At 41.3% G+C, this 15,739-nt stretch carries 14 protein-coding genes; 12 read left to right on the top strand and 2 right to left on the bottom strand.

Annotated features, from left to right (window positions below; translation table 11 throughout):
• The first annotated feature begins 12 nt into the window (after positions 1–12).
• The 6 genes from mutS (at position 13) to BLR65_RS01095 (ending at position 7,186) form a co-directional block, all read left to right on the top strand.
• On the top strand, positions 13–2,622 hold the full coding sequence (gene mutS, locus BLR65_RS01120; protein ID WP_093791598.1) for a DNA mismatch repair protein MutS: 2,610 nt from the start codon (positions 13–15) through the stop codon (positions 2,620–2,622).
• Complete coding sequence (mutL, locus tag BLR65_RS01115; protein WP_093791596.1) at positions 2,619–4,436, top strand: DNA mismatch repair endonuclease MutL; 1,818 nt, start codon at positions 2,619–2,621, stop codon at positions 4,434–4,436. The genes mutS and mutL overlap by 4 nt, the downstream gene beginning before the upstream one ends.
• A gap of 3 nt (positions 4,437–4,439) precedes the next feature.
• A complete protein-coding gene (locus BLR65_RS01110) occupies positions 4,440–5,261 on the top strand; it encodes a class I SAM-dependent methyltransferase (protein WP_245692270.1) in 822 nt (273 codons plus the stop codon).
• Positions 5,258–6,193, top strand: a complete 936-nt coding sequence (miaA, locus tag BLR65_RS01105; RefSeq protein WP_093791594.1) for a tRNA (adenosine(37)-N6)-dimethylallyltransferase MiaA — start codon at positions 5,258–5,260, stop codon at positions 6,191–6,193. The genes BLR65_RS01110 and miaA overlap by 4 nt, the downstream gene beginning before the upstream one ends.
• Positions 6,194–6,231: 38 nt before the next feature.
• On the top strand, positions 6,232–6,492 hold the full coding sequence (hfq, locus tag BLR65_RS01100) for an RNA chaperone Hfq (protein ID WP_093791592.1): 261 nt from the start codon (positions 6,232–6,234) through the stop codon (positions 6,490–6,492).
• Positions 6,493–6,613: 121 nt separating this feature from the next.
• Positions 6,614–7,186 carry an AAA family ATPase gene (locus BLR65_RS01095; protein WP_093791590.1) on the top strand — a complete coding sequence of 191 codons (573 nt, stop codon included), beginning with the start codon at positions 6,614–6,616 and terminating at the stop codon, positions 7,184–7,186.
• Positions 7,187–7,203: 17 nt separating this feature from the next.
• On the opposite strand, the gene BLR65_RS01090 is transcribed toward BLR65_RS01095, so the two are convergent.
• Positions 7,204–8,751: a recombinase family protein gene (locus BLR65_RS01090; RefSeq protein ID WP_093791588.1), complete on the bottom strand. Its 1,548-nt coding sequence runs from the start codon at positions 8,749–8,751 to the stop codon at positions 7,204–7,206.
• Positions 8,752–9,101: 350 nt separating this feature from the next.
• Entirely contained in the window at positions 9,102–10,397 is a 1,296-nt protein-coding gene (gene larAH10 / locus BLR65_RS01085; protein ID WP_093791586.1) for an NPN-dependent 2-hydroxyacid racemase, LarAH10 family, read from the bottom strand.
• A 345-nt stretch (positions 10,398–10,742) separates the two neighbouring features.
• On the opposite strand from larAH10, the gene BLR65_RS01080 reads away from it, so the two are divergent.
• From BLR65_RS01080 to hflX, 6 genes are all read left to right on the top strand, one after another.
• Positions 10,743–11,981 (top strand): MFS transporter, encoded by a 1,239-nt coding sequence (locus tag BLR65_RS01080; protein ID WP_093791584.1) that lies wholly within the window; start codon positions 10,743–10,745, stop codon positions 11,979–11,981.
• A 128-nt stretch (positions 11,982–12,109) separates the two neighbouring features.
• Complete coding sequence (locus BLR65_RS01075) at positions 12,110–12,502, top strand: AAA family ATPase (protein WP_093791582.1); 393 nt, start codon at positions 12,110–12,112, stop codon at positions 12,500–12,502.
• The gene (locus BLR65_RS01070; RefSeq protein ID WP_093791580.1) at positions 12,499–13,101 is read left to right on the top strand and encodes a GTPase; all 603 of its coding nucleotides are present in this window, start codon (positions 12,499–12,501) and stop codon (positions 13,099–13,101) included. Before BLR65_RS01075 ends, BLR65_RS01070 begins: the two co-directional genes overlap by 4 nt.
• Entirely contained in the window at positions 13,082–13,669 is a 588-nt protein-coding gene (locus BLR65_RS01065) for a hypothetical protein (RefSeq protein WP_093791578.1), read from the top strand. The genes BLR65_RS01070 and BLR65_RS01065 overlap by 20 nt, the downstream gene beginning before the upstream one ends.
• The gene (locus BLR65_RS01060) at positions 13,666–13,887 is read left to right on the top strand and encodes a hypothetical protein (protein ID WP_143122464.1); all 222 of its coding nucleotides are present in this window, start codon (positions 13,666–13,668) and stop codon (positions 13,885–13,887) included. Before BLR65_RS01065 ends, BLR65_RS01060 begins: the two co-directional genes overlap by 4 nt.
• 58 nt (positions 13,888–13,945) lie before the next feature.
• Positions 13,946–15,739: a GTPase HflX gene (gene hflX, locus BLR65_RS01055; protein WP_093791574.1), complete on the top strand. Its 1,794-nt coding sequence runs from the start codon at positions 13,946–13,948 to the stop codon at positions 15,737–15,739.

Raw genomic sequence — 15,739 nt, 5'->3', positions numbered from 1 at the left:
AGAATTTACAATATGGCAACAAATTATACCCCGATGCTGGAGCAATATCGGGAAGTAAAGAGTAAACACAGCAATGAAATTTTATTTTTCCGTTTAGGCGATTTTTATGAAATGTTTTTTGAGGATGCCGAAGTAGCTTCACGGGAGTTAGAGATTACCCTCACATCACGTGAAGGAGGAAATAATTTACGAGTCCCTATGTGTGGCGTACCTTATCATGCTGCTGACAATTATATTAGCCGATTAATCAATAAAGGCTATAAGGTAGCCATATGTGAACAAGTCGAAGACCCGAAGCAAGCAAAAGGAATTGTGCGCAGGGAAGTCATTAAAATTGTTACGCCTGGTACAATTCTTACGGAAGCAAGTTTGCCGGATAAGGCAAATAATTATTTAGTTTTACTTTATGAAGAAGATGATGAATTGTGTTTGGCAGCAACCGATATTTCAACTGGCGAATGCATCTGGGCGGTGTTTGCCGGCAATTCACGAACAAATAATGTGTGTGACCAAATCTACCGCTTATTGCCTGCAGAGTTAGTTATTTTGGGTAAGCTGGAGGGGATAGCGGTTATAACTTCCTTTCTTGCGCATAGAGTGCCTGTTTGTGCAGTTACGAATTTATCTGATGCCGATACTAACCTTGCTGCCGAATTGCCGTATAAGCATTTTGCCGAAGAAGAGCTTCCAGGTACTCCTGCCGCGCAAGCGGCGGTTGGTTACTTGTTGTATTATCTGCACTACACCTTAAAAAGCCCGCTTACGCACATTAATAAACTGACGAAAATTAATACGCAAGACTATTTAGTATTAGACGCATCCACTTTACGCAATTTAGAGGTTACCCGTAATATGCATGATGGCGGACGAAAAGGGACATTATTGTCAATAGTGGATTTTACTAAGACGGCAATGGGCGGAAGACTACTTAAAAAGTGGTTGGAGTTTCCGCTGTTAAATCCGATTGCCATTACAAAACGTCAGGATGCAATTGCGGAGTTGCTTGATAAAAGAGTGGTCAGAGAAACGTTAAAAGAGCTTCTCGACAATATCTATGACTTTGAACGCATTCTAACCCGAGTCGAGCTAGGCAGTGCCAACGCCCGTGATTTAGCGGCCCTTAAAACGTCACTTGCGGTTTTACCTGATATAAAAGTTCAATTGCAGGAATGTCAGTCTCAGTTGCTTGCCGATATTGGCATGACAACCAAAACCCATGTTGATGTAGCTAATATGATTGAGGCTGCTATTATTGATAACCCGTCGTTTAGTATTCGTGAAGGCGGCATTATCAGAACAGGCTACAACTTAGAACTGGACGAACTTAGAAGTATTGCCCGTGACAGTAAACAATGGATTCAAGAACTTGAAACGCGTGAACGTGAATCTACCGGCATTAAGTCTCTTAAAATCGGGTATAATAAAGTATTTGGCTATTATATTGAAATAACCCATGCCAATACCGGCGCAGTTCCACCAAACTACGTGCGCAAGCAGACGCTGGTCAATGCTGAACGATATATTACACCTGAACTTAAGGATTTTGAGACTAAAGTGCTTGGTGCTCAAGAGAAGATCATCAATATCGAATACCAATTGTTTACCGTAATCAGAGAATACATAAAAGAGCGTATTGGTCAAATTCAGCATACGGCCCGAAAAATTGCTCAACTGGATGTTCTTCTTTCTTTGAGTGAAGCGGCTGAACGCTACAATTATGTCAGACCAATCCTCAATCAAAACAGAGAGCTTATTATCAAAGATGGGCGGCACCCTGTGGTTGAACGCCTATTACATGGTGAAATGTTTGTGCCTAATGATACTGAACTGAATCATCGCGATAGTGAAATTTTAATCATTACCGGCCCTAACATGGCGGGAAAATCCACCTATATGCGACAAGTGGCATTATTAACGATTATGGCCCAGACAGGAAGTTTTATCCCTGTGCGCGAAGCTTCTATTTGTCCTGTTGATCGAATTTTTACCAGAGTTGGGGCCAGCGACGATTTAGCAACCGGGCAGAGTACCTTTATGGTCGAAATGAATGAGGCCGCTCAAATTATCAAATATGCTTCCGCCAACAGTTTAATCATATTAGATGAAATCGGCCGTGGTACAAGCACCTTTGACGGGATGAGTATTGCCCGGGCAGTAGTCGAATATATTAAAGACAAGGTTAAGGCTAAAACCTTATTTGCCACTCATTACCACGAACTTACCGATATGGCCGAAAACAGTAAAGTAATCAAAAATTATTCTGTAGCTGTAAAAGAACGTGGCAATGACGTTGTGTTTTTGCGCCGTATTGTGCCCGGTGGCGCTGATAAAAGCTACGGGATCCATGTTGCTCAGCTAGCCGGCCTACCTAAACGGATTATTGAACGGGCTCAGCAAATACTAACTGAATTAGAACAAAACAAAGCAGCCACCCCTGCCGCAATAACCAGCACGAATGATTGCGGGGTAGGACAAACAACAACTTCCGCCATTTCGTTATTTGGTTCAAGTGTAATTAATGAATTACTGTCCGTTGATATCATGACACTTACCCCGATAGAGGCTCTTAACACACTATACCGTCTGCAAAATCAAGCTAGAGAGGAAAACGGAAGCTTATGAGTAGTCAGCAAATCATTCATATACTTGATGAGAATACGGCTAATAAGATAGCGGCCGGCGAGGTTGTGGAGCGGCCGGCGGCTGTTGTTAAAGAACTTATCGAAAACGCAATTGATGCCGATAGCAAAAATATTGAAATTGAAATCGAAGACGGCGGCGTCAAGGCGATCCGGGTTACCGATGATGGAACAGGTATGAGTTACGAAGACGCTCAGCTTGCGGTAAAGCGGCATGCTACCAGTAAGATCCGTATTGCTGAAGATTTAGCTGCCATAAGTTCATTAGGTTTTCGTGGAGAAGCTTTGCCCAGTATTGCCGCTGTGTCTAAATTCACGCTAACTTCCCGCCTGCAGGACGATCCGTTGGCCACCTATGTTGAAATAAACGGCGGTGTTATTGGCGATATTCGGGAGGCTGGGGCCGGCTGCGGCACAACGATAACTGTGAATGATTTATTTTTTAATACGCCGGCCCGCCGTAAGTTTTTGAAAACGCCGTCTACGGAAAGTGGCTATATTAGTGATATTGTTACAAAGTTGTCGTTGTCCCATCCGCAAATTAGTTTTAAATTAATTAGCAATCATCGTTTAATTTTTTCTACAGGCGGTAACGGACGGCTGGCAGATACGATTACCGATATCTATGGACACAAGGTTTCGCCGGAATTATTACCGGTCGAATATTGCAGCGAGGATATTACCGTATCAGGTTATATAGCGAAGCCGGTATTGCTAAAAAGCACTCGTCAGTGGCAGACTTTTTTGGTTAATCAGCGGGTGGTAAACAGTAGGATGCTGGCTAAGGCTTTGGATAACGCTTATTTTTCGTTACTGCCCAAAAACGGTCATCCGTTAGCTGTACTTAATCTTGGCATTCCTGTTGACTCTGTTGACGTTAATGTGCATCCTCAAAAAAAAGAAGTTAAATTCAGTGATGAGCAAAAAATTTACAGGGCGGTATACAAAGCGGTTTCTTCCTGCCTTGCTTCGCCTTCATCCCATATGCAAGCCGCTGGCACGGTTCAGCCCCAGCCGGTATTAAAAGTAAATCAATATATGTCTGACAGTACCGGCAGGGATAAGTATAATAATACGCATAAGTATATTGCCGCCAATACTGGTGAAACAATGCAACCTTCTTTACCGGCATTGTGGCGTGAAGAAAATGCTTCTTTTTCCGAGGTTAGACAGGCGATAGTCCAAGATGAGCAATTGCCGGAATGTAATGAAGCTAATTCCATAAATTCCTGCCCATTGTATCCACTGGGGCAGATTGCGGAATGTTACATTGTGGCCAAGGGGCCGGACGGTCTGTATATTGTTGATCAGCATGCCGCCCATGAACGAATTCTCTATGACCGCATGAGTCGCTCTAAGGAGCGTGTACCGGCTCAACAGATATTGGTAGCACAATACCTTGAATTTACCAAAGATGATTGCGATATGATTACGGAAAATCAAAAAACCTTATATCAGCTGGGATTTACCCTTGAACAAATAGGTCCCGATACCATGCGACTCATTGAGATGCCTGTGGATATTCCTTTGACTGATGCAGGACCCGTACTGCGGCAGGTTTTACAAATCATTACGGATATGCACCAGCCATCAGCTCAGGAATTGCGGCATGCTTATTTGCAAATGGCGGCATGCCGTAGTGCCATTAAAGCGGGTGAAACGCTCAATATGCGGCAAATTCAGGCACTATTAAATGAACTTTATACTACCGATTTGCCCTATACGTGTCCACACGGCCGACCTACTATTGTAAGATTTGGTCCAGATGAGTTGGCAAAAATGTTTAAGCGTACTTAGGGGATGATAGCTATCGATTTGATTGTAACAACAGCACAACACGCGACTTCCAGCATAATTAAGCAGGCTGAAGCTACTGCAGATAAACTTTCTGTACCGTTTATTCCGCGTAAAGGGCTTTCGTTAGCCGCCATAAAACAAGAATATCAAATATCCGAGCTTCTTGTGATCACTGGCAATGGGCCCGTCATACACACGGCGGCAGGCGAGTACTTCTTTCATTTAAGTATGGCTGAGTTACGAATAAAAAACCTAAAAAGTGGAAATCATGACCATATGACAACTGCGATGGGGCTTACAGCTGGCATGTCGGTCCTTGACTGTACACTAGGCTTAGCAACAGATGCCATTGTCGCTAGTTTTGTGATAGGTGAACACGGGCTGATTACCGGATTAGAGAGTTCACCGCTCATTGCTTTCATTACGGGATACGGACTCCAGAACTTTGTCGTTGCTTCGGATCCTGCGCTCATAAGTGCTTTGCGGCGCATAAAGGTACATAATGCTGATTATAGTGAGCATCTTAAAGCTTGTGCTAACAATAGTTTTGACGTTGTTTATTTTGATCCCATGTTTCGTGCGCCAATTCAGAAGAGTTCTAATGTAAAACCTATTAGATCATTAGCAAATAAGCAACCGATTACAGTTGAAGCAATTAGGCAAGCATGCCGGGTGGCCAGAAAAAGGGTGGTAGTCAAAGAAACTACGGGTAGTGGTGAATTTGTGCGCTTAGGAATTAAGACAGTGGTTGGCGGTAAATATAGCAGTATTCATTATGGAGTTATTGATTGCGGACCCTGGCAGACTGGCGGTGACCAACCATAGAACGCTTAATTGTGGTGATTGGACCTACTGCTGTTGGCAAAACTAAGATAAGTATTGATCTGGCCAAACGTCTGAATACGGAGATTATTTCCGGTGATTCTATGCTTGTATACCGTGGGATGAACATCGGTACGGCTAAACCTGACCTGGTGGAACGTGATGGTATTGTTCACTATCTGATCGATATTTTAGATCCATGTCAGGAATTTAATGTGGTCGATTTTCAGCGTTATGCACAAAACATAATTACACAAATTAATAATCATGGGTATATCCCTATTTTAGCAGGCGGTACAGGTCTTTATGTCCGGGCATTGCTGGAAGGGTATCAATTTAATAAAGCCCCCAGTGATGAAAAGCTGCGGCAGGAACTGATGAAACAAGCAGAACAATATGGTAATCAATATTTGTATGATAAGCTGAGGCAAATTCAAGCGGAAACGGCGGCTAGGCTGCATCCTAACGATCAGCGCAGGATAATCAGAGCGCTTGAAGTATACTACTTGAGCGGTGAGGTAGTTTCGCAGAAAAAAAAAGCGGTAAATGACTTACTGTATGATGTTGCGGTAATCGGTCTTACGATGGATCGCGCCTCCTTATACGCAAGGATTAATCAACGGGTTGACAGTATGATACAACAGGGCTTAGTTGCCGAAGTAGCGGAACTTTTACAGCAGGGTGTACCGCCTGATTGTCAGGCGATGCAGGGAATCGGCTATAAAGAAATTGCCGAATACTTGCTTACTGGCAAAGATTTGGAATTTACTATTGACCAGATAAAACAGGCTACTCGGAATTTCGCTAAAAGGCAATTAACTTTTTATCGCCGCATGTCCTATATAACCTGGTTCCGGGTTGACGAGTTTGAATACTATGATCAGTTATTGGAAACGATTTACAAGTATGTTGCAGGAAAGTTTTGTGTAAGGTAAAATAGAAAAGAGTAGAACATGATACGGAGGGGTTTCAGTTGACTAATAAAGTCATTAATCTGCAAGACAGTTTTTTAAATCAAGTGCGAAAAGAAAATGTACCAGTAATCATATATCTGGTTAACGGCTTCCAATTGCGCGGGGCGGTAAGGGGATTTGATAATTTTACGGTAATCATTGAAAATGATGGGAAACAGCAATTAGTTTACAAGCATGCGATTTCGACGATAACTCCTTTTCGTCCTTTGGCTGCCAGTTTGCACGAAAAAAAGGATGAGATTGCTAAACCTGAAAAATAATAACTGTTTTGCAGTGCTCCAGGCCAGCAACCTGGAGTACTTTTTTGGCAATAAGATGAATCACCATTTGGCATTGTTGGCGTATACTATATAGCACAAAGCCTGCGGTGAGGTGAAAATTATGACTTACCAGTGGCCTGAAGATATCGTTTCAGCAGTTAGTACGGGGAAAATATCTCCGCTTGACGCCTTTAAAAAACTTCGCGAGCTTGATCATGCGGCTATTGCCTGTGCTCAATCTAATGGTCTCCAGTTTAGTTTAGAGCAACGTGTGGAAAATACATTGCGCGAGTTAGATAATCTTATTGGACTTAACGAAGTAAAGAAACTTGTAAGGGAAATATATGCATTTATTGAAATCCAGAAACGTAGAGAAAAGGAGCATTTAAATACTGAACCGATGGTCTTGCATATGATCTTTAAAGGAAACCCGGGTACCGGAAAAACGACGGTCGCAAGAATTATGGGTAAAGTATTCCGGGAGATGGGCGTATTGTCACGGGGCCATCTTATTGAAGTTGAGCGTGCGGATTTAGTTGGAGAGTATATCGGTCATACTGCTCAGAAAACACGTGAACAACTAAAAAAAGCCTATGGCGGCATCTTATTTATTGATGAGGCGTATTCTTTGGCCAGAGGTGGCGAAAAAGATTTTGGAAAAGAAGCAATCGACTGTATGGTGATACTCAGTTAACAAATCGGCATAAAAAACTATAAAAAAAATCCTTTCAATTTCAGCTGAACATTAATTTCAGGCCGGCTGCCGCGCCCACGAGTCTTGTCAATTCGTTCGGCGCTAACCGTTTCCAGAATTGCCCGTAGCGCCGCTCTTTTTTCTTGAGCGGTAAAACAGCCTTTATTGAAGCTAAATTGGGCGGCAGCAGTGATTTCGGCAATTGAATTGACAGAAGAATTTGTTGATAATGTTGATAATTCAGATTCATAAATTTTTTTTGCTTGGCTAATATCAGCCAATTTTCCACAGATATCATTTAATTGATTCTCAACTTCAGCTTCTGTCAGTTTCTTTTGCCGAAACCAGCGTAGCACACTAGCCTTTTGTTGCAATAATTCTTTTTCAATATGTAAGATTTGTTTAAGTGTTTTATTATGTTTTTCTATTTCCTGTTTGGGGAGGGCATATCGAATATATTCTGGAATTTTATCAGGCTGGTAGCAGAGTTTCATTACATAATCAAAAACATATTTATCTAATATTTTTGTGGGAATCTGCCTTGCTGTACATGCTTTCTGCCTGGAGTGATCATAGTTCGAATTTTTTTGACTGATACATACATAGTAACTAATAGGGTCTTTATAACCGGATTGAGAAACAACCATAGCCCGGCCACACTGTGAACAGGTAACTAAGCCATTTAATAGATAGTCTCGTTTCAGATTACGTTTGGCGCGTGCCTTGTTTTCCTGCAGTTGCTTTTGCGCAGCTTGCCAGGTCACTTCATCAATGATGGCAGGAACATGTATCGGTATCCATTCTGATTCTGGTCGTAGTGTTCGTTTTTTTTTATTTAAGCCAATTTTTTCATAACGGTATTTCATAGAATAGATAATACCTTTATAGATGGTATTCGTTACTATATGGTGAATACTTGAAACAACCCAGGTATTTTTAGTACGGGGGGAAGGGATACATCTTTGGTTAAGCTCTTTGCATATTTTTGTCATGCCCATTTTTTCGTTAACGACAAAATCAAAGATCATACGAATGAATTCTGCTTCCGTGTTATTAATGACATAGGTGTTTTTTTCTCTGTCAAAGATATAACCAAACGGCTTGGCATCACTAATAACCAACCCTTTTAATGCTTTTCCGCGTTTTCCACGCATCGTGCGTTCTTTAATTTTTTCTTTTTCATACTCCGCTACTATTCCTTGAAACTTATACATTAATTCGCCTTCACTTGTTGCTTCAAAATTTACGGAAGCAAATTTTCTTTGTGCACCGGCTTTGGCTATTTCTTCCGATAATATCAATAAATGTATTGTTTTACGCGCTAACCGATCTGGCGCATAAGCAATTACCACTTCAAATTCTTTTCTTGCCAGAGCCTCACGCATCCGGGTTAATTCTGGCCGATCGATAAATTCTCCGGAATAACCGTCATCAATAAATTCTTCTATTTGTGTTGCTCCTAATTCAACAGCATATTTTCTGCAAGCAGCTAATTGAGTATCGATTGAGTATCCTTTTTCAGCTTGCTGATCGGTCGATACACGGATATATATGGCAGCATTCATGTCAACACATCCTTAACTTATATTAATTGCGGTTGACTGAATTTTTCTGTTTTAGGATCTCCTGAAACAGGGGTAACATAAACTTCTGACTATAGTTATCCTGTAATACGGGCGTATAATTTAAGAGAGATATGTTGACGACGGGTTGCACTTTTTTTTTAAGTTTGTTCTTAGCGGCCATTTCCATCACCTCGATAATTCGTATGCAAATGATGGCAGTCCTATCCGAAAAAATTTGTATATAGTGTCAAGAACATAAAAAACACCCCGGTTAGTTGGCTACTACCGAAATATCGGCACCCTTACCGGAGTGTTTTAATATTGTTATAGTTACTTATAGGTTATTCAGATTATCCTTTCAGCACAGGTACTGTATTGGCTGCGTGGGGCATTACAGTTATAGTATAATCTTTGCGACCCAGCTTCTTTTCAGCAATAGCCATAGCCTCTTCTATTGATGAGGCGGGGATTAACCCAGCGTTGGCCACAAATTCTTTGTTTTGTGGCAGAGTAACAATGATAAGCGAAACCTGTTTGGCAATTAAGCCACATTTAAGCGCAATAAACCCTGGGACGGTGAATCCTTCACGCAGTTTAATTTCCCGTTCATGAAGCGATACAAAATCAAACCAACCGCTGAAATCGGGTGGCTCTTTGATATCGCGGCATTCTAGCAGTAGGATAACTACACCGCCATCTTTTGCAGCCATAAAGGCATTATCTATGGTTTTAGAGCCTTGATATAGATTGATATCTTTTGGAAAGCCACCGGCTGAACCAATAACCAGGTCGGCTTTTTCCTTAATAGGTACTCCAAAGATCTTTTCAACTGCCTGGCAACCTTCCAGCCATGCGTCATACCAATGACCGGCAACAAATTTGGCGAATTTACCTTCCGGTGTTATAACGGCATTGAGCAGGAACGCAGGCTTCACCATTGATGCCATTTCCGTCATGTTTTCGTGCATGGTATTGCCGTTAAGTTTGCCTGAAACGCAGTCAGCACTGATTCCTTGCCCGACCACATTGTGCAAACAAAAGCTGTGGTTGCCTTGAATGCTGTTGTAGGCTGAAACGCCGGGCATGATTGACTTGCGGCCACCCCCGAAGCCGGCCATCAGATGATAAACGATGCCACCAGTTAATATAACTTTGTCGGCGTGAGCAACCGTTTTGTAAACACAGGTATCCACTCCGTGGCTAGTGGTACCAATCTTCACAAAATTTTCAGTGTCCAGTGCGCAACTTTGTTCAATAGAAACCCGTTTAACCACTTCCGCACCGTATGTAGAAAGATTTTCTTCAGGAGTATGGTGACGATGCGCGCCAAGAGCAACAACCAAAGTAATATTGCTGTCCGGTACACCACATGCATTAAGTTCGTCAAGTAACGGGGGAAGGAAAAGATCATTTCGGACCCAGGCGCGAGTAATATCACTAGCAATAATACATACTTTGTCATTTTTGCTTACAATTTGATTAAGACGCGGGCTGCCAATGGGATTGGCAAGGGCTGATTTAACGGCAGCAGGAATATCAGTTAACGGTTCAACATGATTACCTTCGATAATTTGCAAGACTTGTTTTTTCGGGAGTTTGAGTTTGATTTCTTCGTTCCCATACCCCAGGTTAATTTCTGTGTACATAGAAGTTCCTCCTTATGAAGAGATCATCTGTTTACAATTATTTTAAATATGTATTAATAGCATAACCTAAGATGAAAACTATAGCAAGTGCAGGAAGATAAAGAAAGATGGAGGAAATCTCTATTTATTATGCAGGAATTTATGTTTTTGTGGCAAATATTATAGAAAACAGTATATTGTATACTTGTAACATATTGTTCAGATTTTTATGAAGATGGATAGCGTGTTTTATATTTGCTATCGCGGTGCTATTAATGGGAGGTGAATAGTAAAATTTTGCCCGGTTGATCAGGTATTTATAGTAAAGAGGTGGATTATTTGAAAAGAACAAATTTCCGATGGTTTATGGCAGTACTCATTTTTTTAATTACTTTTATGTCTTATATGGATCGTGTTAATTTATCGGTGGCTACGCCGACAATTATGCAAGAATTTGGGTTTACTAAAGTAGATATGGGATTTTTGCAGACCGCATTTTTTACAGGTTATGCATTTATGCAGATTCCAGGCGGAATGATGGCTGAGTATTTTGGGCAGCGCATTGCATCCACGCTGGCGGTTACCTGGTGGTCAGTATTTACGGTTCTTACTGCATGGGGAAACAGTTTTACTTCCTTGGCGATAATCCGTGCTTTGTTTGGATTAGGGGAAGGACCTATCTTTCCGGCTATGAATAATTTTATTTATCGCTGGTTCAATAAGGCTGAAAAAGCAACAGCTTCTTCCTTTATGCTGAGTGGAGCTTTTGTTGGGCCAGTGTTTGGTCCCGCAGTAACAGTTGCATTAATGCTGGCTTTCGGTTGGCGTTCGGTATTTATAATTTTTGGTGCGGCGGGGCTGGTTCTTGCTTTAGCCTGGTGGTTTTTAGCGAAAAATGATCCGCGCCAGTGCCCGTTTGTTAATAAGGCAGAAGCCGATCATATTGAAAGCGGGATGGTGCTGAACAACTCGAAAGCAGCTAAGGAGATTGCACCCTGGGGGAGTTTTATTACTTCAACACAGTTTTGGGCTATTGGCTTGCAATATTTTATTACTGATTATATTATGTATGTTTTTCTTGCCTGGCTTCCTCTTTATCTGATGGAAGCTCAGGGATTTTCATTAGCTAAAATGGGTATAGCTGCTTCATTTCCCTGGGCCGCCTTATGTCTTATTACTTTTCTTACAGGTTATGTCAGTGACAAGCTTATTGCTGCAGGAGTATCTAAGCATAAAGCCCGGACCTTATTTGGGGCAAGTGGTCTTTTAATTTCTGGGGCTGCTCTTTACATGGCTGCCATTGCGACTACTCCAACTATGAATGTATTTTGGCTTACAATTTCATTGGGGTCATTGGGCTTCACGTTTAACGCGTCTTGGGCTGCTTCTATGGATATAGGCGGTAAGTTTTGCGGTACAGTTTCAGGCTGGATGAACTTTTGGGGCAATATCGGTGGTGTTGTAGCGCCGGTAGCAACTGCCTGGGTAGCTACTCATTATGGATGGCAGGCTGCTATTTCCATGACTGCATTTTCCGCGATTTTAGGTGTAGTGTGCTGGCTTGCTGTCAAACCTGACCAAGTTATTCTGAAAGATCAGATCTAATAATAGGAGATACAAGTTCGTAATTCAAAAAGTTTATAAAAGTCGTTTATTAGAGATGGCAGCTTTCAGCGTTTGTTTGCTGAAAGCTGTTTTTTATGAGCATTTGTATACGGAGTTTTGTGAAAGCTATGGAGGATCATAAAGATGAACTTATTTTAATATTAGCCGGATATCAAAAAGAGATGGAAACTTTTTTACAGACAAACCCGGGACTTAGATCACGTTTTCCGATACATATTAATTTTCCTGATTACAATAAAGACGAATTATTATTAATTGCTGAGCAATTATGTGTTAAGCGTCAGTATCAGCTTACCAGCCAAGCTAAACTGGCATTGCTCACTTTGCTTAATTCCCCAGAAAACAGTACGGATGATAATTTTGGTAATGCCCGTACAATACGGAATATTATCGAAAAAGCGATCAGAAGACAGGCTGTTCGGCTAATCAGCAAACAAGCTACTACTAGAGAAGAGCTGATGGCCATAGAGCCACATGATTTAATGGGGGTGAGTAAATGAGAGAATGTCTAATAGTGGGCCGTCCTAACTCAGGAAAAACTATGTTTGCCCTAAATTTTGCTGGCTATCTTGGAGCAAAAAATATTGATTTGACATTTCGCAATTATGAGGGCATAATAACTTGCCGGCATCTTTCTATTGAAGACGCTAAACGCGAATTATGTGGGTATACTTTACATAAAACTCGTTCATTGCAATCCATGATTTTAAATATGAAAGTCGGAAAAGCAACGATAAATTTTAAGCTTACCGACACATGTGGTGTAAGTGAGAAAATTCATGCTGATGAAGCTATTCGCAAGGGGATGGCTCAGACAATTAGTTTGCTGCGTTCAGTTGATTTGATTTTACACATAGTCGATTTATCTTTTATCAGCCAGGATTTTTCTAATCAATCTCCCATTGATCTTGAATTTTATAAATATGGAATGGTCCGTAAATCGTATTTACTGCTAGGCAATAAATACGATTTGCATTCGGCTAAAGCGAATTTATCACGTCTGGCGAATACCTTTCCTAAAGCAACGATTATTCCTATTTCCGCTTTATATAATCAAGGCTTTAGGGAGGTGAAGGCTTGTGTGGCCAGAAGTATTTGATTTTTTGTCAACTATGGTAGCAGTTGCCTGTTGTTCGGCTGCTGTAAAACTAGCTGACGATTACTTAGACAAAGAATATGATACGTTAGCGGGGAAAACTAACTGGGCAGGCTTTTTTGACAAAGGAACGATGTTGTATGCTATGTTTTTGTTAGCTCTCGCCGCAGGTATTAATGCGTCTTTGAGTCTGTCATTGTTTTTAGGCAGCTATATTGTCGGTATGTTTAACAATATGCGTGATAAATTTCCCAGTCACCTCAATGGATTTCAGGAATCTTTGATTGCTTTTATCTTTGGGCTTTTGCTCTTTGGCTGGAGCTACATGCTATTTTCGCTGACCTTTATATTGGCCTTACAATTATTTGATGATTATCTGGACGCTGCCAGTGATTTTTTGACTGGACAACGTAACTTAGCTAATCGTTATGGGAAAATGGAGTGCCTGCTTGCAGCCCTGATTTGCACACTCGTTGCCTGGGCATGGGATGATAAGCTATTTGTTCCTGCCTTTATTGGAACAACGGTAGTGTATCTAGCATCACTTTATTTTGCGAAGGTGCGAATATGATGATATTTATCATGTTAGGGATCTGTATTGTTTTTTTAATAGGATATATTCTGGGAAAACGTCATGGTTGGAAGGAAGGGTATCGTGAGGCGGAATCAATAGTGCCATTAGCTATTCGCCAACAATCGTTGGCGAAAGGAAAGTGTATGATTTGTGACGAAAACTGGATAGAAACGGCGACTTTTGAAAATAGCAACAGGGATTTGGACATTTTGTAACAAAAATATTGTAAAATATAAAATGATGGTATTTATATTTTGTAGGGGTGGTTAATGATTGCCTGAGGTATATGGAGAAAAGAACGGCCTAAAAAAAATCATTATTGATAACTTAGAACAATTATATGAATTCACAATTCCATTTGGTCAAACAATTACTGCTGAGTTAGCACAGGCTATGGCCGTTATTGCTGCGCAACTCAACAGAGAAATTGCTGTCTATATTAATCGCCGGGGAAAGGTTGTGCGAGTTGCAGTCGGGAATACAAAGACAGTCCCGTTACCGGCAGCAGACGGGAGGCGAGCTTTAAACCGTTTAAGCGGCATTCGCTGTATTCATACACATCCCGGAGGAGATAGCCAGTTAAGTAATGTCGATATTGCATCTCTGAAAAAAATGAGATTTGATATAATGGTTGCTCTCGGTATCAGGGAGGATATCCAGGAAATTAGCCTCGGTTTTATTGCAGGACATAAGGATAATAGTTATACCGTACAGACAGTCGGTCCTTTGACCTTGACTGAGTTTATGCAAATAGATTTAAACTATCTCACCAATCAAATTGAACGTTTATTAGAGGTTAATGATATAGCAACAAATGTTGCCCCCAAAGAAAAAGCACTGTTAGTTGGCATTGAACGGCAAGAAGAATGGGAGGTTGGTGAATCGCTACGTGAGCTAGCACAATTGACCCAGACGGCGGGCGCTGAAGTTGTAGGTTCAATTTGGCAAAAGCGTAGTCGTACGGATGCGGCCTTTTATATTGGACGTGGTAAGGTACAGGAGATTAGTCTTATCCGTCAGGAGTTAGGAGTAAATATTATCATTTTTGATGAGGAGTTATCACCAGCACAACAACGAAATTTGGAACAGGCCTTGGGTGTTAAAGTAATTGACCGTTCCGCGTTAATCCTGGACATTTTTGCACAACGGGCGCGGTCCCATGAAGGAAAGTTACAGGTCGAACTTGCTCAATTGAAATATAATCTCCCGCGTCTAGGCGGTCAAGGTTTGGTACTGTCGCGGTTAGGTGGAGGCATTGGAACCAGAGGACCTGGTGAAACAAAGCTTGAAGTTGACCGGCGACGGATAAGAGCCAGGATTAGTGATATTGAGAAAGAAATTGAAAATTTAAAAACGCATAGATATTTGCACCGGGAACGACGTCAGGCATCAAAAATTCCTACATTAGCATTAGTAGGTTATACGAATGCGGGAAAATCGAGTTTGCTAAATAAACTTACAGATGCGGGAGTATTAGCAGAAAATAAATTGTTTGCAACACTAGATCCGACAACACGCCGGATGAAATTACCGGGTGGTAAAGAAATACTCCTTACGGATACGGTTGGTTTTATTCAAAAACTTCCGCATCAGCTAATTGCGGCTTTTCGAGGCACATTGGAAGAGGTGGTTCAAGCCGATCTGTTATTGCATGTGGTTGATGCCAGCCATCCGCAGTACGAAAAACAGATGCTGGCCGTATATCAAGTTCTCAGGGAACTTGGAGCTGATACTAAGCAGACGATAACCGTATTTAATAAAATAGATAAGGTTGACAGTGAGTATATAATTGAACGAATGCTGCGGCAAGCAAGTGCTATTGCGGTATCGGCGGTTGAAGGAACCAATATTAATAAACTGCTTACAATGATGGAGGATACTATTAAGGCGGCAAATATTGATATTAGGTTAGTCATACCTTACGATGAGAGTGGGGTCATGGCTAAACTATATGATATTGCTGCGGTAAATTCAGTAGAATATAGTGCGGAGGGTATTCATGTATTTGCTTCACTGTCGCAAGAATATGTGGAGCGCTATAGAAAATATGTGATAGGAGACGAATAA

The sequence above is a fragment of the Sporomusa acidovorans genome, from assembly GCF_900101845.1.
Taxonomy (GTDB): Bacteria; Bacillota; Negativicutes; order Sporomusales; family Sporomusaceae; genus Sporomusa; species Sporomusa acidovorans.
This window is presented reverse-complemented; position numbering and strand designations above follow the sequence as displayed.

What these genes read in the sequence shown, in the direction of transcription:
- mutS (WP_093791598.1), top strand. Translation starts at nt 13, where the DNA reads ATGGCAACAAATTATACCCCGATGCTGGAGCAATATCGGGAAGTAAAG.
- BLR65_RS01090 (WP_093791588.1), bottom strand. Translation starts at nt 8,751, where the DNA reads ATGAATGCTGCCATATATATCCGTGTATCGACCGATCAGCAAGCTGAA.
- BLR65_RS01075 (WP_093791582.1), top strand. Translation starts at nt 12,110, where the DNA reads ATGGAGGATCATAAAGATGAACTTATTTTAATATTAGCCGGATATCAA.
- BLR65_RS01110 (WP_245692270.1), top strand. Translation starts at nt 4,440, where the DNA reads ATGATAGCTATCGATTTGATTGTAACAACAGCACAACACGCGACTTCC.
- BLR65_RS01095 (WP_093791590.1), top strand. Translation starts at nt 6,614, where the DNA reads ATGACTTACCAGTGGCCTGAAGATATCGTTTCAGCAGTTAGTACGGGG.
- mutL (WP_093791596.1), top strand. Translation starts at nt 2,619, where the DNA reads ATGAGTAGTCAGCAAATCATTCATATACTTGATGAGAATACGGCTAAT.
- BLR65_RS01070 (WP_093791580.1), top strand. Translation starts at nt 12,499, where the DNA reads ATGAGAGAATGTCTAATAGTGGGCCGTCCTAACTCAGGAAAAACTATG.
- larAH10 (WP_093791586.1), bottom strand. Translation starts at nt 10,397, where the DNA reads ATGTACACAGAAATTAACCTGGGGTATGGGAACGAAGAAATCAAACTC.
- BLR65_RS01080 (WP_093791584.1), top strand. Translation starts at nt 10,743, where the DNA reads ATGGCAGTACTCATTTTTTTAATTACTTTTATGTCTTATATGGATCGT.
- BLR65_RS01060 (WP_143122464.1), top strand. Translation starts at nt 13,666, where the DNA reads ATGATGATATTTATCATGTTAGGGATCTGTATTGTTTTTTTAATAGGA.